The following is a 24,224-nucleotide window of genomic DNA, read 5'->3' on the forward strand; positions in this document are numbered from 1 at the left end:
TTTCATTGGCACCACAAGATCACGCAGTCCGCATGGGGCTGCACGGATACGGATACATCGGGCGAATTCACGTGTTGGCCAGTCAACTTTGCGTCGCAGCGGCTGTGCCAGCGCCAAGGGCCGAGTGGGATACCGTGGTCGTCCGCGATCCGGAGTCGGCGTCCGGTCGACTCGCGGCGCAGACGTTCCGCCATGTGACGAGCGACGTGCAAGAGATCGGCAGGGCCAGTCTTGACGCTGTGTCGATCGCGACGCCCAACCACCTCCATATGGCCGCTTTTGAGGCCGCAGCGGAAGCGGGACTCGCCGTGTATTGCGAGAAGCCCATCAGTCACCATTTGAGCGAGGCGCAAGCGATGGCGAGATTGGCGAAGGAGCGGGGGATGGTCGAGCAAGTGGCTCTCATCTATCGTTTCCACCCCGCCGTGATGGAAGCGCGCCGCATCCTCATGACAGGCGCGCTCGGCCGCGTGTTGACATTTCGCGCCGAGTTGCTGCATGGCGGCTATTTGGATCCGGATCGACAGATGGCCTGGCGGTTGCGCGAAGCGAGTGCGGGCGGCGGGGCGTCGATGGACCTTGGGATCCATTTGATTGACGCGCTTCACCTCCTGCTCGGTCCTGTGTCAGCCGTCGCGGCCACGGCTCGTACGTTTGTTCCGGCTCGGTCGGGAGCGGGCGGAACCGAATCTGTCACGGTCGACGACTGGACGACTTGCCTCCTCGAGATGGCGAACGGCTCGGTCGGAACGCTTGAGGTGTCGCGTGTTCACGTCGGCCGGGAGCGGGATGTGATCGATCTCGTCTGTGAGCGAGGCGTCCTGCACGTGCCGCTTGACGCATACGCCGGAGCGAGCGTTGCGCTGGCGGCCGGAGGGTCTTTGCCGCGAGCCGAGATCGAAGAAGGGTATCAGGAAGTGCACGCTTGTATTCGGCCCATCGGACCGAAATACGCTCAGAGCGCCCATCTCAACCTGCACGCGACCGCCTTGGCGGCGTTTCTCGCACGCGTGCGAGGGGAGGAGATTGGTTATCCGGTGCCTCGATGCCTGGACGCCGTGTACGCGCAGGCGGTCGTGCGCGCGATGCTCGATTCGAGCCGTCAAGGCGGCCGCAAACTCGATGTTCCCAGACTCGATATGCCAAGGTAGGGCCGACCGACACGCCAATGTGTGCGCATTGACGGTGTCTGGCAAGGGCAATCTGAAGGATGGAGGGATTTCCATGGGAGCAGAGACGCATGTGTGGATCGATGGCGATTGGGAAGAGGCGAGCCGCCTCGTGCCGCTCATGTCGCCGTACAGCAATGACGAAATTGCCAAAATTGGCTACGCGTCGCCGGAACAGGTGGAGCGCGCAATCCGTGTCGCTGCGCGAGCGTTCAAATCGTTTCGCGAAGTACCGGCTTGGCGGCGCGCTGAGATCTTGCGCAAGGCAGCCCAGTTGATCGATGAACGGAAAGACGAACTGGCGGACACCATTGTGCGCGAGGCGGGAAAGCCGCTGAAGGCGGCTCGCGTTGAGCTGGAGCGCACAGTCGAAACGTACCGGTTTGCCGCCGAAGCCGCGCGCAATCTGCGCGGGGAGTCGATCCCGCTGGACGCGGCCCCTCGCGGCGAACATTACCACGCCTACACGGTGTATCGACCGGTGGGGGTTGTGGCGGCCATTACGCCGTTCAATTTTCCGATGAACCTCGTTGCGCACAAGGTTGGGCCAGCTATTGCCGCAGGCAACACCATCGTCCTGAAACCGGCCGAACAGACGCCGCTGTCCGCGTTGGTTCTCGGGCACATTTTCCAGGACGCAGGACTGCCGAACGGCGTGCTCAACATCGTGCCGGGCGACGGCCGCGAGTTGAGCGACGTCTTGACCACCCATCCAGATGTGGCGTATGTGACATTCACGGGCAGTCCCGAAGTGGGCAAGTTGATTCGGGCGAAGGCTGGACTGCGCAAGGTTACCCTGGAATTGGGATCAAACTCGCCGCTTTTGATCGACGACGGCTTGACGGACAAACAGTTGGAACGCGTCGCTGCCGAGACCGTGGCGGGCGCGTTTTCGTACAGCGGCCAAGTATGTATCTCCATCCAGCGCGTATACGTCCATCGACATGTGTTCGACGCTTTCGCACAGTTGGTGGTGAACAAGGCCAAGAGTTTGCGCATTGGCGATCCGCTGGACGCGGACACCGATGTCTCGGCGCTGATCAACGATAAAGCTGCACAGCGGCTCGCGGCGTGGGTTGACGAAGCGAAGGCGGCTGGCGCGAAGGTCCTCGCAGGCGGCACGGTGTCGCAGCGTGTGATGGAGCCGACGGTGTTGACGAACGTCCCGAGCGACGCCAAGCTGCTTACGGAAGAGGCGTTTGGGCCGGTCGTCGTAATCGAGCCGGTTGCAGCGTGGGACGAAGCCGTGACGAAGGCGAATCAGTCGAAATTTGGGCTGAACGCAGGGGTCTTCACCAATTCAGTCGAGCACGCGTTGCAGGCGGCCGACGAGATTGAGAGCGGCGCGGTGCTCATCAATCAGGTTCCGACCTTCCGGGTCGATCACATGCCGTACGGCGGCGTCAAGGAGAGCGGCGTGGGGCGCGAAGGCGTTTCCTACGCGATGTACGAGATGATGGAGCCAAAGTTGATTGCGTTTCGCCGCGGGTTGCTGGACTGACCTTTCCGCGTCTTGGCAGCCAAGGATTGGTCGATCAGCGCGGCGGCCGCGCCAGCAAGTAGTAGATGGGTTGTCCATTTGCCCGGAATTTGGCCTCGTATTCGGTTTGCACGTATTGGCTGGAAAGATTGGACGGAAGCGGCTCGCCTACGGCGAAGCCGCGCTCTACCCGTTCCACGTTCCAGCCATTGTTTGAGAACGACGATATCGACCACTCAAACAGGTCGCGGTTGTCCGTTTTCTGCTCGACCACGCCGTGCTCCGACAGCAGATCTTGGTACAGCGCGAGTTTCGAGGCGTGCGTCAGCCGCCGCTCGTGATGCCGCCGCCTCGGCCATGGATCGGAAAAGTTCAGAAAGATTCGATCCACGCCGCCCTGCGGCAGTTTCGGCGCAATATACACAATGTCGCCCGCGATGAACAGGACGTTTGGCAAATTGCGCTCGACGGCTCCGGCAGCGCCTTTGGCCAAAACGGCCAGCATTTTGTCGATGCCGATAAACATCCAGTCCGGATACAAGGCGGCCATTTGCTGCAAAAATCCACCTTTGCCGCAGCCGATTTCCAGGCAGATCGATCCATGGACGTCGCGCAGGGCAGCTTCTACGTCGTCTTTTCGATTGTCCAGGAGAATAGGCGCGCCCGTCTCCAACCATTGCGGCAGTTTATGTGCACCACGATATCGCATGTACAATCTCCTCGCTTCATTTCGTCATGGTATCTGGTTGACGTTGTGGGCGCAAGTGTGCGGCGGACTGGGGGACGGATTGAATTGTCGCGCGACTCAACCTATTGAGTAAAGGAGATCGTTTCGATGCCGCAGGAAGCTTTGTTGATCATCGACATGTCGAATGATTTCGTGCACGAGCGCGGAAGCCTCACGGCTGGCGATCCCGCCCGTGCGATCGTCCCGTATATCGCAGACCTGGCTGAACGCATGCGAGAAGCTGGCAGCATCGTCGCCATCTGTATGGACACGCACCACGAGGGAGATCGACATTTCCAGGAATGGCCGCCTCACAATGTCGAAGGCACGTGGGGACACGAATTGTACGGACGACTGCGCGACTGGTACGAATCCGCGAAGCGCGCGTCCAACGTTTGGTGGATTCCGAAGGCGAGCTACAATGCGTTTTATGGGACGGGACTCGCTGAGCGATTGAGGGCGGAAGGCGTGGGAACGGTCCACATTACCGGAGTGTGCACAGACATTTGCGACTTTCTCACCGCGGCAGGGGCATACGATGAAGGCTTCGCGACGGTCGTCCACCGCCATGGATGCGCGACGTTCACGGATGGCCACGAGCGGTTTCTGAAGCAAATGGAACTTTGCTTTCACAGTCGAATCGTCTGATGCGATTCGACACGGAATCCACAGCCGCCGCTACAGTTGCGACCAGTGGTTCCCGGCGTCCGGACTCTTGAACAAGCTCGGAGTCAGCCGATCGTCTTCGGCGAGGATGAACCACGTCGCGGGATCGGCGATGTCAAACGAGATCAAGTGCTCGCCGACGATGGTGCTCGGCAGCGGCGTCGCGGCGGTGTACCACGTGATGCCGCCGTCGATGGTACGCATGATCCACTCGCGGCGGTTGTTTCGTTCCAGCACCACCAAGGAGTCTGGCGTGATGCTTGCGACCGCCTGGACCTGTCCAACGACGACAGAGTTCGATATCCATTTGCCGCCATCGAACTGGCTTTGAATCAACAGGCGATTGCCCGACGCGGTCGGAAGGGAACTTTCAATCAAGAATTCGTGCGGGCTGATGGCGCGGGCCATCAGCAAGGTCGGAATTTCGGAGCCGGTCGTCGGCGCATCCAAGGTCGTCAGGTGCCAGTGCAGGCCCGAATCGTACGTTTCGTCCACCACGATCGACTGGGTTGTCGGATCCACCGTCGCGATCACGCCCATCTTTCCATTGGCCCCAAAGTCCATCATCGTCGAGGTTCCGTTGTGCGGGAGTCCGCGCGTCGAGTCGTTGACGAGCGTCCAGGATTTCCCCGACGTCTGCGTGTGAAACAGATACTTCGAGACAGCATCGGCATTGCCGCCTCCGAAGCACAGGATCCAGCCGTCCTTCGGGCTGACAAATTGCGCGCCGCCGATCTGTCGAACATCATCCGGCACAGCGAACGACGAGATCGACCACGAATCTCCACTGTCGTTGGTGGAGAGCACGTGCGCCTTGCCACCGTCGATCCACGTGAACCACCAAATCTTCGAATTGAGGATGACTGGGTATACAAAATCCGGTCCACCTGGGCCGTTGGCGGAAACTTGGTCAGTCGGCAAATCGGGAACCCGTTTCTCGGCCCAGGTCAGGCCGCCGTTGTTCGTCTCGTACAAATGAAACGCGCCGCCGCGATACCCCCACGATATTCCGTCATTCGCGTCAAACATGCGGATGTTCGACGCGATGGTGTGGACCGAGTTGGTGAAGGACTTGGGTACGGACGTCTGCGAATGTGTATCTGTACTGCTGCCGTGCGAAATGGTTTTGGTCGAGTCCGCATGGCGCGCCGTATTGGACTGTGCAGTCCGTTCGATGGACTGTGCCGCAGGCTTCGCCGCACAGCCAGTGAGAATCAGGCAGACTGCGGCCATCATTCCAACCATTGTCCAGCCTTTCGTTCTGCGCGTCGCCATGTCGCCCCAACCTCCCTACGCCTATAGAATACCAAATACTCCCCGATCTTGCTTCTTGTAACTCCATCCATCCTCTATGAGGGCCGGCGTATCAAAAGTATAATGGCAGTGGAATTGTCATGTCGTCTGTGCAGGAGAGATTTTACGTATTTTCATGCTTCGAGTGATCGTCGCCCGTGGCGAAAGGGAGAGATCGATTTATGCAGTTTACAAGTTATCTTGGCAAGGCGATGCTCGCACTGACGTCCATCGGCACGTTGTTGATGCCAGCTGTTGCGCGGGCTGGCGTTGCACAGCATCCACAATCGGCGCGCGTCGAAGCGCTGTCCGGAAAATCGTCCATTCACACTGCGGCGGCCAAGCAGGCGTCGCTGGTGGCACTCGGCGACTCCATCAGCTATGGCTACAACCTTGGCAACAACCGGGCTCCGTCCAAAAAGGCCTTCCCGTACTTGATTGGCCAGAAGGTGCACGACAGCGTCACCGATTTGGCTGTGCCTGGCTGGACGACGGCAGATTTGCTCAACGCTTTGAACACCGATCAAACGACGATTGCGGCGGTCCAGAACGCTTCTGTCATCACCATCGACATCGGCAGCAACGATTTGCTGAAACCCGCCCTGCCGCTGCTGACTTCGTCGTCGCCGACGACCGTGACCAGCAATCAGGCACAGACACTCGCGACACAATTGACCGCGGCAGTAGGGACGATTGGACAGAATTTGACGCAGATTGTTCAACGAGTACAAGCGCTCAATCCCAAGGCGACCATTGTACTCTATGATCTCTACGATCCGATTCCATCCAGCGCCAAAGCGTTGTACCTCTTGGCGGAATCGGCGATCACGGCGGCAAACCTGCAGATAGCCCAAATCGCGCTGCAAGACGGCATTGCGGTCGCGGACGCGTACGACGCGTTCCACGGACATCATGCCTACATCTTGAAAAACGACGTCCATCCGACGGCACAGGGGCAGCAGGTTTTGGCGCAGCAGGGCGAGTTGGCCCTGAAGCTGGCGCCGGTGATGAAGACCATCGATACGCCCCAAGGTTGGCAATCCATCAGCTGGTGGCTGGGACAGCAGATTGTCAATCTCAATTCGAATTGACTGTCGCGGCCACCTCGTTGCAACCGGATTTACCTCTCGAAAAATTGAGAAACATAAGCTATGCGTGACAGGAGTTTTGGTTTCATGAATCATCAATACATGACTGCCGCACCGACCAGCGCGCTCGGACGGTTGCGTATGGCCGCGATTCTTGGCACGTTGACAGCCATCGCGCCGTTGTCCATCGATATGTATCTGCCCGCGCTGCCGACGATGGCCCATGAATTGCACGCGACGACGTCCGATGCGCAACTGAGCCTGACGGCGTGCCTGTTGGGCTTGGCGATCGGCCAATTGTTCGCGGGGCCGCTCAGCGATGCGCGCGGACGCAAGAGACCCTTGCTGTTGGGTTTGGCTCTATATGCCGTGGTCTCCTTCGCCTGTGCTTTGGCGCCTTCCATTTGGATGTTGGTCGCAGTTCGTTTGTTGCAAGGCATCTGCGGTGCGGCAGGGATTGTCATCGCCCGGGCCGTGGTCCGCGATCTCTACGAAGGTACGGCGCTGACGCGTTTCTACTCGCTGCTCATGCTGATCAACGGAGCTGCACCCGTGTTGGCGCCCGTCATCGGCGGGCAGTTGCTTCGTTTCACGTCCTGGCGAGGCGTCTTTCTGATCTTGGCCGCTGTGGGCGTTTTGCTCACCTTGATGGTTGCCGTGTTTTTGCCTGAAACGTTGGCGGATGATCGAAGAACAGTCGGCGGTTTGCGAGGGACGTTGCGGGGATTCGGGGAACTGCTGACGGATCGCGTGTTCGTCGCCTACGCTCTGTCCCAAGGCCTTGTCATGGCGGCGATGTTTGGCTACATATCGGGCTCTCCGTTCGTCCTGCAGGAGATTTTTGGACTCTCGCCGCAATGGTTCAGCGTCTGTTTTGCGGCCAACGGCGTTGGCATCGTCGTCGCTTCCCAGGTGACGGGGGCCCTGGCGGGAAAGCTGAACAACAATCGAATTTTCGTCACCGGACTGTCTACGGCTGCTGCGGGCGGCGTGGCATTGTTCGCGAGCCTGCTGTTCGGCCTGGGGCTGCCGTTGGTCCTGCCTTCGCTGTTCGTCCTCGTGTCCAGCGTTGGAATTGTCTCGACGGTCGGGCTGTCGCTGGCTCTGCAAAACCATCCGCGCGTCGCGGGCAGCGCGGCAGGCTTGGTTGGCGTGGCGCAATTGTTTCTGGGCGCCATCGCGTCTCCGCTCGCTGGCTTGGGCGGACAGAGCTCGGGAGGCCTGTCGATGGGTATCGTCATTGCCGTCGCCGACGTCGGCGCGCTCGTCTGGTACAGCGTGACCGCCGTACGAAATCGGAGATTGGTATCGCCTTCGACTTGATCTTCGCGAATGGACCTCATACCTTTGTAGGTAGTGTGTAAGTCATCGCAAGGAGATGAGCCAAATGATCAAGACCTACTTTTATCGCCACAGTGACACGTCGATGCACCACGACGTGGATTTGACTCAACTCCAAACCCTCCTTGCGGATGAGAACAATCTCCTGTGGGTGGATCTGTTTGATTGGCAGCCGCGCGATCTGCAGTGGTTGGGTGGATTGTTCTCGTTTCACGCCTTGGCGATTGAGGACTGTATTTACGACTCTCCCCGCTCCAAGGTCGACCGTTACGAAGGATACGACTTCTTCGAACTGCACGCTCTTCGCTACAACGAGGACAGCGATCCCGAAATTGCGAGCGAAGAGCTGAACGTGTTTCTCGGCAAAAATTATGTGGTGACTGTACATAAAAAGCCCATCATTTCGATTGGCCGCATCGCCGACGTGTCGCGGCAATCACCGCACTATATGACCAAGGGCCCGGATTATCTGCTGTACGCCATCGTCGACGGGATCACGGACACCTATTTTCCCATCATCGAGCGCATCTCGGCCCGTATCGACGAACTCGAGGTCGAGATCTATGAGCATCCCGCCTTGGCCATCACCGAAGAATTTCTTTCGCTCAAGCGGACCATTGTCATGATGAGGCGCGCGATCGATCCGCAGCGAAGGATTTTTTCCAATTTGGGCACGCGGTACACGTTTGAGGTGCGCAAGGAAAATCTGCCGTACTACATGGACCTGACGGACCATCTGGAACGAATTTCAGACTCTATTGAAGTATTCCGCGATTTGGTCAGCAGTGCCATGGACACGTATTCTTCGTACGGAACGGCGCAGACGAACGAAGCGATTCGCGTCTTGACCATCATCACCACGCTGACGGCGACACTCACGCTCATCACTGGGGTGTGGGGAATGAACGTTCCTTTGCCGTTTCAACACACGTGGTGGTGCACAGCCGCGATTGTCGTATTCATGGTCGGCCTTGGGTTCTGGATGATCCGGGTATTTCGCAAGCGAAACTGGATTTAGCCGCATGTGGTCGATTTGTCGAACCTGTGTTATGATGAAACTTCATGACACTTGAGCGATGGAGGAACAGGCATGTCGGATACCAATGTGAATCATCATGCTGCATCCGATCCGATGGAGGAAGAACGCGGACGCCTTGCTTTTGTGCTTGACAGAATTGCGGAGCAGTTGGGAAAAGAAGGCCTCACCGTGTTTGAAGCGGACGACGACGAAGACGCTGACGAGGCCTTGACCGCCGACGAGGTGGCGGACGCGGCCGTGGAAGCCCTTCAACGCGAGCGGCGCCGCAGCCTTCGGATGGCGGCTCGCGAACCGTACTTCGGGCGATTGGACTTCGCGCAATCCGGGGCGAATCAATTCGAAGCGTTGTATATCGGAAAGCGCGGTATCGATGATCCGAACACAGCGGAGCGGCTCGTGTTGGACTGGAGAGCACCCGCGGCCAGCATGTTCTACTCGTTCAACGGCCAAGGAAACGAAGCGGAATACGACGCTCCGGACGGACGGGTGAGAGGCGTCGTCCGACTCAAACGAAACATCGTCGTCCGCGACAGCGAACTGCAGCGGGTGGTCGACAGTTACGTGGACGGACAGCATCAAGACGCCATCACCGACGAATTCCTTCTGTATCGATTGGGCGAAAACAAGGACAGCCGGCTCCGCGACATCGTTTCAACCATCCAGGCGGAGCAAAACGAAATTATCCGGGCGGATCGAAATCTACCTATCGTCATTCAAGGCGTCGCGGGAAGTGGAAAGACCACGGTCGCACTTCACCGCTTGGCTTATTTGCTGTATCAGCATCAAGACCGAATCCGCGCGGACAAGATGGTGATTTTCGCGCCAACCGCGATGTTTGTCGATTACATATCAGAAGTGCTGCCTGAACTGGGCGTCGGAGGGATCCAGCAAACGACGTTTGCGGCGTGGGCTCTGAGGCTGCTCGACTTCCAGGTGGGTTTGCAAGATCAGGGCAAACGGCTGCGGGAATGGTTCGGACTGCAGACGAGCACGGCGAAGCAGGCCGTCTATGACGAGGTGCGGCGAAAAGGCAGATTGGACACGCTGCGCGAGCTCGAAACGTTCTTGCGCGAACTGGAGTGCGATGTCGTTCCTGATGTTGACTTTTCCGCATGGGATGGGCACTTGCTTCGTTCGGAAACCGTCGCGGCGTGGTTCCATCAGGAATACGCGAATTACCCAGTCGCCATTCGCATGGAGCGGACGCTGGCGCGGGTGAAGCGTTCCATCGAGATTGCGCTGAAGGATGTCGAACCGACGGCGAAGAAGGAGCGTAGGAAACTGGCGACGAGCGCATTTCGTCAATACGAGCGCCTGTGGCCCGATTTGAACGCCTTGACCGTCTACCGTCAATTTCTCGATGCGTCGCAGGGGCTGTCTTCCGAAAGTATCCGCGTTCCTCGCAAGCACGGCGCGCGTCCGGAAGTTCAGTTGGAGGATCTGGCGCTTCTGCTGTTCATTCACCAGACTTTCTACGGCATTGATCCTCGGGATCGGTTTGATCACGTCGTCATCGACGAAGCCCAGGACTTTTCTCCTGTTCAGCTCCACGTGCTTCGGGCGTACTGCCAAAGCCAGTCGTTCACCATTCTTGGCGATTTGTCGCAAAGCATCCATACGTATCACGGGATCGACGACTGGAACGATTTTTTGACGCAATTTCCGGATGGAGCGGCATATTATCAGCTTGATGTGTCGTACCGATCCACATTGGAAATCATCGAATTCGCCAACCACATTATCCGTCCGTTTGCGGGCTTCATCGAAGCGAAGCCTGTGTTCAGAAGCGGCGAGCCTGTGACGGTACGCCAGGTGTCGTGGCGGGATCGACTGGAAGCCGCAGTCGACCAAGTCAACGATTTGCGAAAGACGGCAAATACCGTCGCGTTGTTGACGCGAACGGAGGAGTCGGCGCACATCTACCACCACGCGTGCCTGGAAGCGGGATTGGACGCGCATTTGATTGACGCGTCGCAGACAGAATATCGCGGCGGCGTCTCCGTGGTTCCCATCTACTTGGCGAAGGGCTTGGAATTTGACAGCGTCCTGTTGGTGGACGTCGACGAAAAGAACTACGACGCGTCTCCTCTTTCCGCCAAGCTGCTGTATGTGGGATGTACGCGCGCACTGCATCGACTTCGAATCCTTCATGCAGATGCGAAATCGTCTTTAATCCAAGATGCGCCCGTTTTGTCCAAGTAGCGGTTGGACATAACGGCGCAATTGGGCCATCCCTCTATGTTGTTTCGCAAACCAGACTATATAAAAACAATAATTATGCAAAAAAAGGCTCCCTCTTTTTGCCGTTCTTCTTTATAATAGGAGTCAAGAAACCGTTTTCATAGCCTGGTATGTCCCTTTTTGAGAGGAGGGATATGGTGAACTTGCGTGTACCGAAACGAACTCGCAGCAACGTGATAGGGGATTCACCAGGGCCATTTGAGGGAACTTGGCCGACGTCCTCATGGGATCCGCTGCAGTTGAAACCCATCGAGGTGAATTATTCTGAAGTATCGAAAGTGTTGAATAGGGTTCATGAGCGGAAGGAACTGCTGCTTTGCACGATACGAAGCTCGCAGGTGATTCCAATCTACCCATTTTTGACACAGATGCAATCCGTAGGTTTGGATTGCGCACATGTGCTCACCTGCGATTCGAACACGTACGTGATCACCTTCTCCACGTTTTCCGCGGAACGCGCGATGGCTTCATTTGAAGCCGGTTTATCGCGGCTGTCTTCTGCCCGCGCATTGGTGGGGGTCAGCTATCCATTTGTGGAAACCGATTTGTCTCATTGGTGGACGGGTGTGATCCAGTCGACCGAGGCAAGTCATTTGAATATGTACCGCGACGAGTCGTTTTCCTACCCGACGGCGGAACTCACGCCGCTGTCCGACGAGGAGCGAACGCGTTTTCTCGGAAGATTCATCACGGCCCTCGACGACAGGGGTTACGAAGGCGCGAGTTCTGTGGTGGACCAGATGTTCTGCCACATTGCGGAGGTTGGTCTTCGCCTCGAAGACGTGGCTGAACTATCGTCCCAAATCTTGTTGACGGCCGTTGGCTTGAAAGCCGGAGCTGGTCGGGACAGGCTTTTGCATATGCCACTGTCGACGCGCCAGTGGCTTCAATATGCTGCCAAGACATGCCCCAAATGGTGGGACTGGCGGGATCACGTCAAACATTCGCTGCTCATCGTCTTAGGGCGCGAGGAGGCTGTGACCTCGGCGCACAGTCTGCAAATTGGCCAGGTGATCAACGTGATCGAGTCGAATTTCGATTCGGATCTCGACGTGACCTCATTGGCAGCCCGCGTATTTTTGAGCCCGAGTTACCTGAGCAAGCGATTCAAGAGTGAGACTGGCATGACGATTCGCGAATTCATCGTGCAGACGCGGCTCAACAAGGCGAAAGATATGCTGCTGCACGATTTTCATTTGAAAGCCTACGAAGTGGGGGCGCACGTGGGGTATCCGGATCCAACGTATTTCAACAAGTTGTTCAAGCGACAGGTAGGATTGACGCCAAAGGCCTTCCGTGACAGAGCGGTTCGCCAGTCGCTCGGGTCGCAAGAGACAGAATAAGTGGTGGAGGCTGCCCGCCAAGGTTCCTGGAGAACCGGCGGGCAGCTCTTTTGTAGCGTATGCAATCGCCTCAGCGCCGGCTGAAATACTGTCGATTGCGTTCAATCAGCGACATTCTCGCTTCCACGCTCTTTGCCGAGCGGAGTCCGTCCTCAGGAGTGTTTTTCACGTAGTCCAGCAACTGTTCGACGGTCGACGTCGCGACGTGCATCCTTGTGTCGGACGAAGCGTAATAGATGAACACTTCGCCGTTTTTCCGGTCCACCCAGCCATTGCTGAATGTCACATTCGACACGTCGCCGACGCGTTCTTCTCCGACCGGGGCGATGAAATAGCCGCCGGGGCGGGCAATCACCTTGGCGGGATCGTCGAGATCGGCCAGGAAGAGGTAGAGCACATAGCGCAAGCCGGACGCTGTGTTGCGAGCGCCGTGTGCAAGGTGCAGCCAGCCGTCCTTGGTCCGGATGGGCGCGGGGCCGAGGCCGTTTTTTGACTCTTTGATGGTGTGGTAGATCCGGTCGTCGACGATGACTTCGTGATCGATCACTGCGCCGTCCATCGTGGCTGCCAGGCCAAATCCGATACCGCCGCCGCTCCCGGTATCGATGAAACCGTCCTGCGGCCGCGTGTAGAACGCGTATTTGCCGTTGACGAAGGTTGGGTGCAGCACAACGTTGCGCTGTTGCGGGGACTTCGTGACGAGATCCGGCAGCCGTTCCCACGAGATAAAATCTTTCGTCCGAACGATGCCGCACTGGGCAATCGCCGCAGATTGATCGCTTGGGGGAGCTGCGGGATCGCGCCGTTCCGTGCAGAACAGTCCGTAGATGAAGCCGTCTTCGTGTTTGACGAGGCGCATGTCGTACACGTTCGTGTCGGGATCGTCGGTCTCCGGGAGTACGATGGGCGTGTCCCAAAAGCGAAAGCCGTCAATGCCGGTTTCGCTTTCCGCGATGGCGAAGAACGACTTTCGATCCACGCCTTCCACCCGCGCGACCATCTGGATCTTGCCGTCGTGCTCGATGGCGCCGGCATTAAACGCGGCATTGACGCCAAGCCGTTCCATGAAAAAGGGGTTGGTTGACGGATTGAAATCGAAGCGCCATGTGAGTGGCACGTGATCGGCTGTGAGGACCGGATGCTCATATCGCGTGTACCACCCATGCGTTTGAAACACGGGGACATTGGGGCGCTCGATGAGCGTTTGATATTCGCCTTCGATGCGTCGGCGTCTGGTTTCGTATATCGAGTTCATCGACTGTATCCCTCCATGTTGGGCGGACCTCAAACGTGCTCGAGCCGCTTCCATACTTCCATGCAGGCCCTTGTGTTGTGATAGGGGCCCTTCCACGGTTCAACCTTGTACTTGGTCAAATCCGGATTGCCGTCGCGATCCACTTTCCAGAACCATTCTCCATGTGCCTTGTCCAGGATCTTTGCGTCGATAAAGTTCCACACTTCGGCAGCCCGTTGCAAATACGCTTCATTTCGGGAGAGTTGGTAGGCGTTGACGAGACCCACGACGGCCTCGGCCTGCGGCCACCAATGCTTGTCGCTGTCGATGATTTGCGTTCCTCGCCCTTCGTTGAACACGCCGCTGTCCGTGTCGATTCCGTCGGCCAGAGTCGCGTCGACCATCTTCATGGCCAGTTGGCGCACGCGCTCGATCACGGCTTTGTCGTCCAAGGCCTCCGCCGCCTCGTACAGCAGCCAGGAGCCTTCGATATCGTGCCCATAGGAGACGATGTCGCTCTTCGGCGTCCAGTCGGCATCGAAGAATAGGATGAAATGACCGGATTCGGGATCGACAATTCGATCCAGGACAACGTTCAACAGATGATGAAACCGGGTTCTCAGACGATGGTTGGGCCAGACCTGGTAAAGTCGGGTATACGCTTCCAGGAGGTGCAGGTGTGTATTCATGGATTTCGCTTCGTTCAAATCCTCCGAACCAAGACGCAAGTCGGTGTCAGGTTCCCAACTCTGTGTAAATGATTCATAATAGCCGCCGTGCAGCGGATCCGCCGCGTATTGTTCGACGAGATGGTAGGTAAGTTGGGCCGTGGTCAACGCTTCGACGTTGCCGGAAGCCACGTAGTATTCGGACAAGGCGTAGATGGCGAAGGACTGCCCGTAGATATGTTTGCGAGGGTTGATTGGGTGATTGTCACCGTCGAGCAGCCAATAGAATCCAAGGTTCTCTTCGTCCCAAAAATACTCGCGAAGAAAACTGTACGCGAGGTCGGCAACGACACGATTTGCGTCAATCGGCTGAAATCCCGTCGTGATGGCCCGCGAAAACGTCCACAGGATGCGTGTCGCCAAGATCACGCCGCGATCCGCGGCGGGGTGAGGCGTTCCATCGTTCTCGACGACGCCGTGGAATTGTCCGTCGTCGTTCATGACGCGTTTGCGCCACCAATCGAGAATCCGTTCTCCTTCCGTCGTCATTCGGGAACGAAGAAGTTCACCTTCGCGTTCTGCTTGCACTGCGTCACCTTCCCTATAGTGTTAGGATAACTACGAATAATCATAAGCTAACAGACCCTTGGGCACAATTGGCCTTTTCATCCGAATCGCAGCGATGATGGCTGATTTGAAAAAAACGTATTGGGGCTGGTATGTGCGAGGACGTCGAGCATGAGTAGACGTACTTCCGTGTGTTTGTTAGGCTAACAAGTAGATGAGATCTGTTTTCGGATAGGGGAGCGACCACGTGGCCAAAAAAGTGACCATGCAACAGATTGCGATGCAAGCCGGGGTGTCTAAGTACGCAGTTTCGAAGGCCTTGTCTGGACAGTCTGGTGTGAGTGAAGAAACGCGCGAGAGAATTGTCAAAATTGCTACGCAACTTGGCTATTTTCTGCAGGAGAAAACCCATTCGACGCCGCGCGCGCCGATGGTCAAAGGACAACGAAGGGCGAACACCATCATTGTGCTGCTGCCCAACGTGCGGATGCAAAACCGCGCGTCTTCATTTTGGGGGAGGATTGTCGATGGCGTCACAGGTGCCGTCGCGGAACGCGGGCTCGGAACCATTCTCGTCACGGAGCACTCGCCTGAAAACTTCCTCAACGTGCTGAATCCTGCAGGTGTGCTCGGCATCGTCGGCGTAGGTTTGGTTGGGACCTCGCTTCTGTTGGAGATTCGGAAGCTCGGCATCCCGTTCGTCTTGGTTGATCACGAAGACGAGTCCGTGCCTTGTGACACGATCTTTTTCAACAATTATGATGCTACGCGGCAAATGACCAACTATTTGATTGGCCAGGGCCATCGGTCGATCCAGTTCGTCGGAGATCAATCGTATTCGGAGTCGTTTCGCCAACGCTGGCTCGGTTTTCGCACGGCGGTCGAGGATCATGGGATACCGCTTCGCCAACGCGCGGACTTGCTCGCGAACCTCGGGATCTCCAGGGACGAGCACGTCGCGCACTTGTCGCGCATTGGCAGCCAGATGATGCGCGACGCGGAACTTCCGACGGCCTTCGTATGCGCGAACGATTCCATTGCCATCGCGCTCTTGAGCGCTTTGCAGACCATTGGCGTTCGCGTTCCAGACGATGTCTCCGTGACTGGTTTCGACGACATCGACGACGCGCTGGAAGTGACGCCGGCGTTGACGACGGTGCACGTGGACAAAAAAAGGATGGGCTCCCGCGCGGTCGATCTGCTTCTCCACCGCATTGAAAATGGGGATGCGCCACAGGAAAAACTCCTGCTCTGCGGACACGTCGTCCTGCGCAATTCGGTATCGTCTGTCACGCCCTGATCAAGCCCGTTTTGGCAGACGCAAGCTCATCACAAGGACGATGACGCCGAGACAAGCCAACACGATGGCCAATTTGTGCAATTCAGATGTGCTGATATGCGCTCCAAACGCGAGGCCGAGCACGATGGTCGATAGGATGGTGCCCATGTACCGAGCCATTTGAAACAGACCGGACGCCGTCGAGATGACGTCTTTCGGAGATACGCGAAACAGCGCAGTCTGCAGTCCCACGTTGTTGAACCCGTTGGACAAGCCGAGCACCGACAGCACGACAATCAGCCAACCGACAGGTGAATGCGTACGAATGGTCAGGTACAACACACTGCCAACCACCATGCAAACCGCAGCCAGCAGCAGCGGCGGACGAGAGCCGCTTCGGTTGACCCAGCGGCCTGTGATGGGCGATGTGATGAGGCTGAACCCGGCGATGCAAAGCATGAGCAGTCCCGTTTGCTGCGTGTCAAAATGCCGAACTTCCTCGAGGTAGGTGGGCATGCCGAAGAACACCGAGTAAAAGATCACGTTGACCACCGTGAATTGCGCGAGCACCCAGGTCAATGGGCGGTTTGCCCGGAAGAAGCGCAGGCTGAGGAACGGCTCGCGCGCACGGCTTTCCCGCCAGGCGAAGAGCCCGAACGAGACCATCGCCACCGGCAAAGGCCACCAACGAATGACATCGCTCAAGGACAACAGAAAGAACAGGCTCGTGACGATCCCGATTGTGAACAGCGCGATGCCAGGCACATCCATGCGATCGACCAAGCCAGCCCACCGCGGCCGTCCGCCGTCTGGTTGCTCGCGACCGGTATGATCGGACCGATCGGATGGGAGCAGCCACCACCCCAACAGCAAACTCGCGACGATGAAGGGAAAATTCACCCAAAAAATTCCTTGCCAATCGGTGTATCGCATGATCAAGCCGCCGACGGAGGGACCGAACGCGGCAGCCCCGGATGAAAACACGGCGAGCAGCGCGAGGGCCTGCGACTGGCGCTCCGTGATGACATTGCGCACGATGCCCATGCCTGCCGGATAAATCGCGCCGCTGCCAAACGATTGGATCAGGCGGAAGACAATCAACCAGGCGAAGCTTGGGGAAAACGGCGCCAGGGCGCAGGACAGCGCGACGATCGACAAGCCCATGAGAAATAAAGCCTTTCGTCCTACGAGGTCCGCCAATTTTCCCATGATGGGCTGCGCGACTGCGCTGGCCAAATAATAGGACGAGATCAGCCAAGAAGCTGTGGTAAAATTCACCGAGAACACGTGTTGAAACTTGGTCATCGCGACCGAGATCATCGACGAGTTGAGTGGATTGAGGAGAACTCCAAGAGCAATGGTGAGCAAAAATAAACCGCGGCGGCGCCCACTGATTTGAGACGCCTGCGCGGGGGTCGTCGTTGACATACCAGCGCCTCCTTGCATCACCACATTATACCCCCGTGCCATGAAGATGTGGAGGTTACAGCATGAGAGTGGTTCATGTCCGTACTCAAGAGGATTTGGACGTTTGTTTGAGGATTCGAAAAGAGGTGTTTGTCGACGAACAGAACGTGCCGATCGCCGAGGAAATCGACGATCAAGACGTGGTTGGCGTCGGAAACCACCTGTACCTGGTCGACGATGCCGACACCCCTGTCGCGACCGCCCGCTTCAAGCCGTACGACCATCAAACGGCGAAAATTCAGCGCGTCGCGGTCCGTGCCGATTACCGTGGACAAGGGTTCGGCCGCAAAGTGATGGAGGCTGTCGAAGCGATGGCGGCCGATCGCGGTTATGCCTACGCGGTTCTCGACGCGCAATGTCACGCGGAAGGCTTCTACCAGGGCTTGGGCTACCAGACCATCAGCTCGGAGCCTTTTTACGACGCTGGCATTCTGCACGTGAAGATGAGGAAGCGCCTCAAGGAAGCGTAAGGCGCCGGATGATCTGTTCCTGGTTGGGATAGAGTTCGAGCAACTGGTCCTGCTGGAACAGTTCGAAATCTCGAAAGTCAAACCCCGGAGTGACCATGCAACTGACGAGTGAATACCCCTCGCAAGGAGCGGTCGACGCCTGCGGACTGGAGCCGAAGATGTGACCTTTCGGGACGAGCAGTTGCGGTTCTTGGCCGGCGGATTGACACAAGCCGAGGCCGAGTCGACGGTAGTTGCCAGCGGGATCGATGGTATGCACGTCCAGCGGATCGCCCGCGTGAAAATACCAGAGCTCGTCCGATTTCAGTCGATGGAAGTGTGAAACGTCGCCTGACCTCAGGAGGAAGTAGATGGACGTCGCGCTTCTGCGCCTGTCGCCGTATCGCTGGACGGTCGCGTCGTCTTCCATCCAGGACGCGGAATGATACGTTTCCCGGTAGAAGCCGCCTTCCGGATGTGGTTCGAGTTGAAGCGTTTCAATCCAGTAGTTTGCGTCCACGTGCGGTCCTCCATGTCATGCAGGATGATTGCCGGCGCTCGGTATTTGCATTTCAGTAGTCAAGTTTGGCACGATAGAGTTTGAAATCGGGTCGTTTTATTATCGCACAATTTGTCTGGAGGCGTGACACGTGACTCTGATGCCATATCGCAACGAACCGACCATTCAGTTCACCGCTTCGCCGCACAAGGAGCGGCTGCAGGAAGCGCTGAACCAGGTCAAGAGCCAGTTTGGCAAGACGTACCCGTTGTATATTGGCGGGCAAGAAATTTTTACGGATGAGACGCTTGCGTCCGTCAACCCAGCGAAGCACGCGGAAGTCGTGGGCTATGTGTCACAAGCTGACGAGAACCATATCGAGCAAGCCATCAAAGCCGCGAAGCAAGCGTTCACGACTTGGCGCGCAACAACGTTTGAAGAGCGCGCGATGTACTTGCTGCGGGCCGCCGCAATCATGCGCCGCCGCAAAGAAGAACTGATGGCCTGGCAGATCTTCGAATCCGGCAAGAACTGGGCCGAGGCGGACGGCGATGTCAACGAAGCGATCGATTTTCTTGAGTACTACGCTCGGCAGGCGATTGAACTCGGCAAAGGCCGGGAGGTCGTTCCATATCCAGGCGAGGACAATCGGTACATGTACCTGCCGCTGGGCGTGGGCGTTGTCATTCCACCCTGGAACTTCCCGTTGGCCATCCTGACGGGCACCGCTGCGGCGGCCATCGTTACGGGCAACACGATTTTGTTGAAGCCGTCGCCGCTCTCGTCCGTCATGGCCACCAAGTTTGTCGACATCATGCGCGAGCTTCAGCTGCCGCCCGGTGTCCTCAACTTCGTCCCGGGTCCGCCGGAGAAGATTGGCGATCTCATGGTCGCGCATCGCGACGTGCGTTTCATTTCGTTCACGGGATCGAAAAAGACGGGGCTTCACATTGACGAAACAGCGCACCGTCTGTCGGAGGGACAGCGGTGGATCAAGCGGGTTGTCGCGGAAATGGGCGGCAAAGATGGCATCGTGGTCGATGAAACCGCGAATCTCGAACAGGCGGCAGCCGCCATCGTCGCATCGGCTTTTGGTTTCCAAGGGCAGAAGTGTTCGGCTGGATCGAGGGCCATCATTCACAAGGACGTCTACGACACGGTCGTCGATCGCGTCCTCGAACTGGCTCGCAAGCTCAAGGTCGGGCCTGCTGCGGACAACTGCGATGTCGGCCCAGTCATCGACGCCGCGGCGTTCAACAAGATCACGGGATATATCGAGATCGGCAAACAGGAAGGCAAGTTGCTGCTTGGCGGCACGTACGACGACTCGGTGGGGTACTTCGTCCATCCGACCATCTTTGGCGATGTCGCGCCGACGGCCCGAATCATGCAGGAAGAGATCTTTGGCCCAGTGTTGGCGATTTGCAAGGTCGATTCGTTCGAAGAAGGCATTGAAGTGTTTAACAACACAGAGTACGGGCTGACGGGGTCTGTGTTCTCGCAGTTGCGATCGCGCTTGGAGTACGCAAGATACAACATGGAGTGCGGCAATTTGTATCTCAATCGCAAGTGCACGGGCTCGCTGGTGGGGATTCAGCCGTTTGGCGGCTTCGACATGTCAGGCACCGACGCCAAGGCGGGCGGCCCGGATTATCTGTTGAACTTCGTGCAGCCGAAGACGGTCACAGAAGCGTTGTAATCGGACGGACCGGCGGATGGATGGCGTCATGTCCGCCGGGCGCTGCACGGTTGACCGAAGCACTTTCAAGGTGAAAGCAGGGACATGTATGCAACCCATTCGTATCGAAGAGGTTCAAGCCGCATTGGACAAGTTTCTTGGACAAGAGGTCTATCTGCACCTGGAAACGACCAACGGCGCATACGCTGCCCATCGGTTTGGTCAACCGATGGCTGTGTGCGCCTATATCCGCAACGGCAAAGTGACGTTTGAACGAGCTCAGGTGACGGGATCGAAACCGTATCGCGTCGGCTTGAAGATGGACATTGGTTGGATCTACGCGGAAGGGCTCACGGATTATGAAATCGATGGACAAGGGCGTCTGCTGATGGCTGGCCACGACGAGGAAGGGCGGCTCGCGGTCGCCTTGCAGTTGTCGCGCACGCCTTGGCCGATGAGCGCCCTTGAGGAGGAGTGAGTCGATGAGCGGAGTGGAAAAGACGCGTCATTTGCTGCTCGTGTTTCCGCACCCGGACGACGAATCATTCGGCAAGGCGGGAACCGTTCTGTTGTTTACGAAGGCCGGTACGCCAGCGACCTTGATCTGCGGCACGCTCGGGGAACTCGGCAGAAACATGGGCAATCCGCCGTTTGCCAATCGCGAGACGCTGCCAAAGATCCGCAAGAAGGAACTGGAGGATGCCTGCAAGGCCCTGGGTGTTGGCGATTTGCGGTTGTTGGGCCTGCGGGATAAGACCGTCGAGTTCGAGGACCCGGAATACGTGGCGGATCGGATTGAAGAAGTGATTCGCGAAGTCAACCCATCCATCATCATGACCTACTACCCGAAGTACGGCGTCCATCCCGATCACGACGCACTCTCACACGCAACCGTCCTTGCGGTGAAGCGGCTGCCGAAGGAAGAGCGGCCCGTCGTCTGGGGCTCTGTCGTCGTGCGCAACGCAGAAGAGGTTGTCGGCAAGCCGGATTTCGTCATTGATGTATCGTCGGTGTTCGAAGAAAAAATGGCTGCGATGAAGGCGCACAAGTCGCAGTATCAAGGTCTGTTCGCCAGGATGGAGGAACAGATGGCGAGCAGTCCGGAAGCTCGCGCGGAGGTCATTGCGAGCTTGAGCACGGAGCGGTACTGGGTGGTTCCTATTGAAGACTGAATTGCGGATTGGATAAGCCGCTTTGTACGCTGGAGCCGGGGTGAATCAGATGGTGCGGGTGTTGTTTATTTGTCTGGGGAATATCTGCAGATCTCCCATGGCGGAGGCTGTCTTTCGCAAAATGGTCGCCGACAAAGGCTTGTTGGACGTGATCGACGTGGATTCGGCAGGCATCGGCGATTGGCACGTTGGAGAGAAGCCGCATCGCGGCACGCAGAAAGTGTTGACTGAGAAGGGCATCGAGTGGGAAACCATCCGCAGCCGTCAGGTCACGCGTCAGGAGCTGCAGGAAGCGGATTATGTTGTCGCGATGGATGACGACAACATGCGCGCGTTGGAACGGCTCGGCGCTCCCGCTTCGGACAAGGTATTTCGCCTGCTCGATCTCGTCGACGACGCCCCTGTCAAGGAGGTGCCCGACCCTTACTACGACGGCCGCTTCGATCACGTCTATGAGCTTGTCACGGCGGGTTGCGAGGCTTTGTTGCGCCGGATCGAACGCGATCTCGCCGAACGCGCGTAGGTTTGCAGGTTAGGTTCGCAAGTTCCGCCGAGTGACGTTTGCGCCCGCGATGGCATATACATGGGCGAACGTCACCCTGTGGAGGCATCAATTGTGATGGAACTGCAACGTCACGCAAAGTGGCATCCGAATCGCGTCCACGTAGCTTTTTTGGATGGTGCTACACCTGCAGGACCACTTGAGGATCGCAAATACACGGTTACCAAATCGGTCCGCACTGGACATTGGTATGTCAGCGTCGGATCGCGGTACAACGAGCAGCAAATCTCTGGCAGATACACCCGCTGGATGCGCGATGAAATCGTTGGCGAGTGGCTGTCTGAACATGAACTGAGATTTCACGTCCACGTCAGCGGCGGCCGCGTCTATGGCCGGCCAGCGATGCGCTACCGAAAGTTTCTGCGGGATCTTCCGTCAGCTCTGTACGCCGTTCGCTACGCGGACGCCTGCTTGGCGCAGACGATGCCGATCCTGGACGACGCCGAGGTCACGGTCGAATTTCACAGCGACACCGACAAGTGGAACCAGGTGCAGTCGTTCGGGCGTTGGCGCGACTATAACAGAGCCGACCTTTGGAAATCTGTGTTTCGGAAGTAGCGCTACGGCGAGCGGGACGAATCGGGCGGAGCGGATCACCTGGAGTTCTGGCTGGCGCCCGCTCGCTTCGACTCAATGGACGCCGTCGCTGTCGTAGATTTGATCGAGCATGGCGGCCTGATCGAAGTCCAGCACGGTCAGGCCTCCCGCATGCCAGGAGGTCAATCTGATACTGACCACTTTATAGTCAATGGATATAAACGGGTGGTGGTTCATGTGTTCCGCCAATTCGGCGACGCGATTGACGAATTGGATCGCGTCGAAAAACGAACCAAAGCGATACCGTTTCTCCAGCATCTTGCCGTTTTTTGTCCACGTCGGCAGTGAGGTCAGCTTGGATGCAATCTCTTCTTCAGAAAGTCGGTCCATCATACTCCTCCTTTCCCGTGTATTCACGCATATTCACAAAGCATAATGTCAGTGTAACGCCGCGGTGAGATTTGACCAAATGGGCATCTTCCGCCTTGCCCGGTCTGCCCGGTCGTCGCGACATCTCCGAATTCAACCCAAATCGAATGGAACTCAGTACTTACCCAATTGAGAAAGGGACATGCAATCGAAAATGCAAATAAGTTAACATGTCGAATTTTATTCTTTTTGGCTATGTTAGTTTTTGTTACATATTCGATTGACGGATCGCGTACAGCTTCGTATTCTTTACATATCGGATGGATCAACGCAGTTTCAGCATCGGTTGTGGATTGGGAGGCAGATGAGCATGGAGCCTCCGTTCGAAACGGTGATTTTTACGCAAACGGATGAAGCGAAAAACCTTTTGATGATGAGTGAATTGAAGGACGCTGTTGAGAGGAAGGAAATTGAGATCGTCGATATACGGCGTTATCGGGATCAATTGATCTTGACATTTCGCCGGCTCTCGCCCTGAGACGGGCGGGAGCCGACCTGCGGCACTCCTAGCCGCTTGCTGCTGCATTGGCTGTCCACGCCACTCCTACTTAGACGGACGTTTGTCCGTCCATTTTTTTTTTGCAGAACGCGTGCGGGTCGATCACGGTTCAACGGTTGGATCGATACCAATTGTTCGTTGGGGGTTGAAATAAGCCCCGGCGTTTTGCACCTGTGTGAGCCATCTTGACAAGTTCGCGGACTTTCTCGTCTCGGGCCACGTTGAATGCCAGTGAACCCAGCTTGATGAACGTATTCACTTTCACCAGGAACACCTCCTCGGTTTCGACACTCTCTTCGATCATATGGATTTTCGAGACAGCATGTTCGACGAGTGGATTGGACATTCGCCAAAATTGGAAACTTCCCGAGATGTTTTCGATACGGCCCAGAGAGCTTGGTTTTTCCGAGCCAGACTTCGCGGTATAATAGGCGCAAGAGGGGGCGGAGAAGCATGTTGCATTTGAAGTCGAACGACGAATATCGCAACGCGACGAAAGAAGGTCGCGTGATGGTTGAATTTTACGCGGGCTGGTGCCCGGATTGCAGCCGAATTGAGCCTTATTTCGACGAATGGGAGCAAAAATACGCGTCGGAGTTTACGCTGGCGCGGGCGAATCGCGACGAACTGCCTGATTTAGGGGAAGAGTTGCAAATTCTCGGCATACCCACCTTTATCGCGTATGAAAACGGTCAGGAAGTGGCGCGGCTGTTCAGTCGCGACGCGAAGTCCAAGGAACAGGTGGAAGCGTTCCTCGATTCAGCGTATCAAAAGTGAATCGGTTTCAGTGGTCGCCC

At 57.1% G+C, this 24,224-nt stretch carries 25 protein-coding genes; 17 read left to right on the top strand and 8 right to left on the bottom strand.

What is annotated here, in order from left to right; all coding sequences use genetic code 11:
• Window positions 1-5: 5 nt before the first annotated feature.
• Window positions 6-1,151: a Gfo/Idh/MocA family protein gene (locus tag AAC01S_RS03175; protein WP_067618681.1), complete on the top strand. Its 1,146-nt coding sequence runs from the start codon at window positions 6-8 to the stop codon at window positions 1,149-1,151.
• Between the two features lie 73 nt (window positions 1,152-1,224).
• Window positions 1,225-2,670, top strand: coding sequence for an aldehyde dehydrogenase family protein (locus AAC01S_RS03180; RefSeq protein WP_157071028.1), 1,446 nt, complete (start codon window positions 1,225-1,227; stop codon window positions 2,668-2,670).
• Between the two features lie 34 nt (window positions 2,671-2,704).
• Here AAC01S_RS03180 and trmB read toward each other — a convergent pair whose 3' ends face one another.
• Window positions 2,705-3,358, bottom strand: coding sequence for a tRNA (guanosine(46)-N7)-methyltransferase TrmB (trmB, locus tag AAC01S_RS03185; RefSeq protein ID WP_083511472.1), 654 nt, complete (start codon window positions 3,356-3,358; stop codon window positions 2,705-2,707).
• A 126-nt stretch (window positions 3,359-3,484) separates the two neighbouring features.
• Here trmB and AAC01S_RS03190 point away from each other — a divergent pair, with 126 nt between their 5' ends.
• Complete coding sequence (locus tag AAC01S_RS03190; RefSeq protein WP_067618684.1) at window positions 3,485-4,024, top strand: cysteine hydrolase family protein; 540 nt, start codon at window positions 3,485-3,487, stop codon at window positions 4,022-4,024.
• A 30-nt stretch (window positions 4,025-4,054) separates the two neighbouring features.
• Here the strand turns inward: AAC01S_RS03190 and AAC01S_RS03195 are convergent, their stop codons facing one another.
• The gene (locus tag AAC01S_RS03195; RefSeq protein WP_067618687.1) at window positions 4,055-5,317 is read right to left on the bottom strand and encodes a beta propeller repeat protein; all 1,263 of its coding nucleotides are present in this window, start codon (window positions 5,315-5,317) and stop codon (window positions 4,055-4,057) included.
• A gap of 200 nt (window positions 5,318-5,517) precedes the next feature.
• Here AAC01S_RS03195 and AAC01S_RS03200 point away from each other — a divergent pair, with 200 nt between their 5' ends.
• From AAC01S_RS03200 to AAC01S_RS03220, 5 genes are all read left to right on the top strand, one after another.
• Window positions 5,518-6,426 carry an SGNH/GDSL hydrolase family protein gene (locus AAC01S_RS03200; RefSeq protein ID WP_245630050.1) on the top strand — a complete coding sequence of 303 codons (909 nt, stop codon included), beginning with the start codon at window positions 5,518-5,520 and terminating at the stop codon, window positions 6,424-6,426.
• Window positions 6,427-6,510: 84 nt separating this feature from the next.
• The gene (locus AAC01S_RS03205; RefSeq protein ID WP_067618690.1) at window positions 6,511-7,746 is read left to right on the top strand and encodes a multidrug effflux MFS transporter; all 1,236 of its coding nucleotides are present in this window, start codon (window positions 6,511-6,513) and stop codon (window positions 7,744-7,746) included.
• Between the two features lie 64 nt (window positions 7,747-7,810).
• Window positions 7,811-8,782, top strand: coding sequence for a magnesium/cobalt transporter CorA (gene corA, locus AAC01S_RS03210; RefSeq protein WP_067618692.1), 972 nt, complete (start codon window positions 7,811-7,813; stop codon window positions 8,780-8,782).
• 72 nt (window positions 8,783-8,854) lie between these two features.
• Window positions 8,855-11,005 carry a HelD family protein gene (locus tag AAC01S_RS03215; protein WP_067618694.1) on the top strand — a complete coding sequence of 717 codons (2,151 nt, stop codon included), beginning with the start codon at window positions 8,855-8,857 and terminating at the stop codon, window positions 11,003-11,005.
• Between the two features lie 173 nt (window positions 11,006-11,178).
• Window positions 11,179-12,387: a helix-turn-helix transcriptional regulator gene (locus tag AAC01S_RS03220; protein ID WP_083511473.1), complete on the top strand. Its 1,209-nt coding sequence runs from the start codon at window positions 11,179-11,181 to the stop codon at window positions 12,385-12,387.
• A 70-nt stretch (window positions 12,388-12,457) separates the two neighbouring features.
• On the opposite strand, the gene AAC01S_RS03225 is transcribed toward AAC01S_RS03220, so the two are convergent.
• Together AAC01S_RS03225 and AAC01S_RS03230 are read right to left on the bottom strand one after the other, a co-directional pair.
• The gene (locus AAC01S_RS03225; RefSeq protein ID WP_067618696.1) at window positions 12,458-13,642 is read right to left on the bottom strand and encodes a glycoside hydrolase family 130 protein; all 1,185 of its coding nucleotides are present in this window, start codon (window positions 13,640-13,642) and stop codon (window positions 12,458-12,460) included.
• A gap of 29 nt (window positions 13,643-13,671) precedes the next feature.
• On the bottom strand, window positions 13,672-14,877 hold the full coding sequence (locus tag AAC01S_RS03230; protein WP_067618697.1) for an AGE family epimerase/isomerase: 1,206 nt from the start codon (window positions 14,875-14,877) through the stop codon (window positions 13,672-13,674).
• Between the two features lie 226 nt (window positions 14,878-15,103).
• On the opposite strand from AAC01S_RS03230, the gene AAC01S_RS03235 reads away from it, so the two are divergent.
• Complete coding sequence (locus tag AAC01S_RS03235; protein ID WP_067618700.1) at window positions 15,104-16,156, top strand: LacI family DNA-binding transcriptional regulator; 1,053 nt, start codon at window positions 15,104-15,106, stop codon at window positions 16,154-16,156.
• Here the strand turns inward: AAC01S_RS03235 and AAC01S_RS03240 are convergent, their stop codons facing one another.
• The gene (locus AAC01S_RS03240; protein ID WP_067618703.1) at window positions 16,157-17,563 is read right to left on the bottom strand and encodes an MFS transporter; all 1,407 of its coding nucleotides are present in this window, start codon (window positions 17,561-17,563) and stop codon (window positions 16,157-16,159) included.
• A 62-nt stretch (window positions 17,564-17,625) separates the two neighbouring features.
• Between AAC01S_RS03240 and AAC01S_RS03245 the strand changes: the two genes are divergently transcribed.
• The gene (locus AAC01S_RS03245) at window positions 17,626-18,072 is read left to right on the top strand and encodes a GNAT family N-acetyltransferase (protein WP_067618705.1); all 447 of its coding nucleotides are present in this window, start codon (window positions 17,626-17,628) and stop codon (window positions 18,070-18,072) included.
• Here the strand turns inward: AAC01S_RS03245 and AAC01S_RS03250 are convergent.
• On the bottom strand, window positions 18,059-18,571 hold the full coding sequence (locus tag AAC01S_RS03250) for a cupin domain-containing protein (RefSeq protein WP_067618708.1): 513 nt from the start codon (window positions 18,569-18,571) through the stop codon (window positions 18,059-18,061). The genes AAC01S_RS03245 and AAC01S_RS03250 overlap by 14 nt on opposite strands.
• Window positions 18,572-18,710: 139 nt before the next feature.
• On the opposite strand from AAC01S_RS03250, the gene pruA reads away from it, so the two are divergent.
• The 5 genes from pruA (at window position 18,711) to AAC01S_RS03275 (ending at window position 22,520) form a co-directional block, all read left to right on the top strand.
• On the top strand, window positions 18,711-20,249 hold the full coding sequence (gene pruA, locus AAC01S_RS03255; protein WP_174520818.1) for an L-glutamate gamma-semialdehyde dehydrogenase: 1,539 nt from the start codon (window positions 18,711-18,713) through the stop codon (window positions 20,247-20,249).
• Between the two features lie 88 nt (window positions 20,250-20,337).
• Window positions 20,338-20,706, top strand: a complete 369-nt coding sequence (locus AAC01S_RS03260) for a YojF family protein (protein WP_067618713.1) — start codon at window positions 20,338-20,340, stop codon at window positions 20,704-20,706.
• 4 nt (window positions 20,707-20,710) lie between these two features.
• The gene (bshB2, locus tag AAC01S_RS03265; protein WP_067618720.1) at window positions 20,711-21,400 is read left to right on the top strand and encodes a bacillithiol biosynthesis deacetylase BshB2; all 690 of its coding nucleotides are present in this window, start codon (window positions 20,711-20,713) and stop codon (window positions 21,398-21,400) included.
• A 49-nt stretch (window positions 21,401-21,449) separates the two neighbouring features.
• Window positions 21,450-21,923: a low molecular weight protein-tyrosine-phosphatase gene (locus tag AAC01S_RS03270; RefSeq protein WP_067618902.1), complete on the top strand. Its 474-nt coding sequence runs from the start codon at window positions 21,450-21,452 to the stop codon at window positions 21,921-21,923.
• A 96-nt stretch (window positions 21,924-22,019) separates the two neighbouring features.
• The gene (locus tag AAC01S_RS03275) at window positions 22,020-22,520 is read left to right on the top strand and encodes a staygreen family protein (RefSeq protein WP_245630057.1); all 501 of its coding nucleotides are present in this window, start codon (window positions 22,020-22,022) and stop codon (window positions 22,518-22,520) included.
• 72 nt (window positions 22,521-22,592) lie between these two features.
• Here AAC01S_RS03275 and AAC01S_RS03280 read toward each other — a convergent pair whose 3' ends face one another.
• The gene (locus AAC01S_RS03280; RefSeq protein ID WP_067618727.1) at window positions 22,593-22,889 is read right to left on the bottom strand and encodes a 4a-hydroxytetrahydrobiopterin dehydratase; all 297 of its coding nucleotides are present in this window, start codon (window positions 22,887-22,889) and stop codon (window positions 22,593-22,595) included.
• 349 nt (window positions 22,890-23,238) lie between these two features.
• Here AAC01S_RS03280 and AAC01S_RS19530 point away from each other — a divergent pair, with 349 nt between their 5' ends.
• The gene (locus tag AAC01S_RS19530) at window positions 23,239-23,406 is read left to right on the top strand and encodes a hypothetical protein (RefSeq protein WP_169793998.1); all 168 of its coding nucleotides are present in this window, start codon (window positions 23,239-23,241) and stop codon (window positions 23,404-23,406) included.
• Between the two features lie 130 nt (window positions 23,407-23,536).
• Here the strand turns inward: AAC01S_RS19530 and AAC01S_RS03285 are convergent, their stop codons facing one another.
• On the bottom strand, window positions 23,537-23,692 hold the full coding sequence (locus tag AAC01S_RS03285) for a hypothetical protein (protein WP_157071029.1): 156 nt from the start codon (window positions 23,690-23,692) through the stop codon (window positions 23,537-23,539).
• 188 nt (window positions 23,693-23,880) lie between these two features.
• Here AAC01S_RS03285 and AAC01S_RS03290 point away from each other — a divergent pair, with 188 nt between their 5' ends.
• Window positions 23,881-24,204, top strand: coding sequence for a thioredoxin family protein (locus tag AAC01S_RS03290; protein WP_067618733.1), 324 nt, complete (start codon window positions 23,881-23,883; stop codon window positions 24,202-24,204).
• The last annotated feature ends 20 nt before the right edge of the window (window positions 24,205-24,224 follow it).

Origin of the sequence: Alicyclobacillus acidiphilus NBRC 100859 (assembly GCF_001544355.1) — a bacterium.
GTDB classification, from domain to species: domain Bacteria; phylum Bacillota; class Bacilli; order Alicyclobacillales; family Alicyclobacillaceae; genus Alicyclobacillus; species Alicyclobacillus acidiphilus.

Coding starts and splice junctions, on each gene's coding strand:
- AAC01S_RS03180 (WP_157071028.1), top strand. CDS start 1,225: ATGGGAGCAGAGACGCATGTGTGGATCGATGGCGATTGGGAAGAGGCG.
- trmB (WP_083511472.1), bottom strand. CDS start 3,358: ATGCGATATCGTGGTGCACATAAACTGCCGCAATGGTTGGAGACGGGC.
- AAC01S_RS03190 (WP_067618684.1), top strand. CDS start 3,485: ATGCCGCAGGAAGCTTTGTTGATCATCGACATGTCGAATGATTTCGTG.
- AAC01S_RS03195 (WP_067618687.1), bottom strand. CDS start 5,317: ATGGCGACGCGCAGAACGAAAGGCTGGACAATGGTTGGAATGATGGCC.
- AAC01S_RS03200 (WP_245630050.1), top strand. CDS start 5,518: ATGCAGTTTACAAGTTATCTTGGCAAGGCGATGCTCGCACTGACGTCC.
- AAC01S_RS03205 (WP_067618690.1), top strand. CDS start 6,511: ATGAATCATCAATACATGACTGCCGCACCGACCAGCGCGCTCGGACGG.
- corA (WP_067618692.1), top strand. CDS start 7,811: ATGATCAAGACCTACTTTTATCGCCACAGTGACACGTCGATGCACCAC.
- AAC01S_RS03215 (WP_067618694.1), top strand. CDS start 8,855: ATGTCGGATACCAATGTGAATCATCATGCTGCATCCGATCCGATGGAG.
- AAC01S_RS03220 (WP_083511473.1), top strand. CDS start 11,179: ATGGTGAACTTGCGTGTACCGAAACGAACTCGCAGCAACGTGATAGGG.
- AAC01S_RS03225 (WP_067618696.1), bottom strand. CDS start 13,642: ATGAACTCGATATACGAAACCAGACGCCGACGCATCGAAGGCGAATAT.
- AAC01S_RS03240 (WP_067618703.1), bottom strand. CDS start 17,563: ATGTCAACGACGACCCCCGCGCAGGCGTCTCAAATCAGTGGGCGCCGC.
- AAC01S_RS03245 (WP_067618705.1), top strand. CDS start 17,626: ATGAGAGTGGTTCATGTCCGTACTCAAGAGGATTTGGACGTTTGTTTG.
- pruA (WP_174520818.1), top strand. CDS start 18,711: ATGCCATATCGCAACGAACCGACCATTCAGTTCACCGCTTCGCCGCAC.
- AAC01S_RS03260 (WP_067618713.1), top strand. CDS start 20,338: ATGCAACCCATTCGTATCGAAGAGGTTCAAGCCGCATTGGACAAGTTT.
- bshB2 (WP_067618720.1), top strand. CDS start 20,711: ATGAGCGGAGTGGAAAAGACGCGTCATTTGCTGCTCGTGTTTCCGCAC.
- AAC01S_RS03270 (WP_067618902.1), top strand. CDS start 21,450: ATGGTGCGGGTGTTGTTTATTTGTCTGGGGAATATCTGCAGATCTCCC.
- AAC01S_RS03275 (WP_245630057.1), top strand. CDS start 22,020: ATGGAACTGCAACGTCACGCAAAGTGGCATCCGAATCGCGTCCACGTA.
- AAC01S_RS03280 (WP_067618727.1), bottom strand. CDS start 22,889: ATGGACCGACTTTCTGAAGAAGAGATTGCATCCAAGCTGACCTCACTG.
- AAC01S_RS19530 (WP_169793998.1), top strand. CDS start 23,239: ATGGAGCCTCCGTTCGAAACGGTGATTTTTACGCAAACGGATGAAGCG.
- AAC01S_RS03290 (WP_067618733.1), top strand. CDS start 23,881: ATGTTGCATTTGAAGTCGAACGACGAATATCGCAACGCGACGAAAGAA.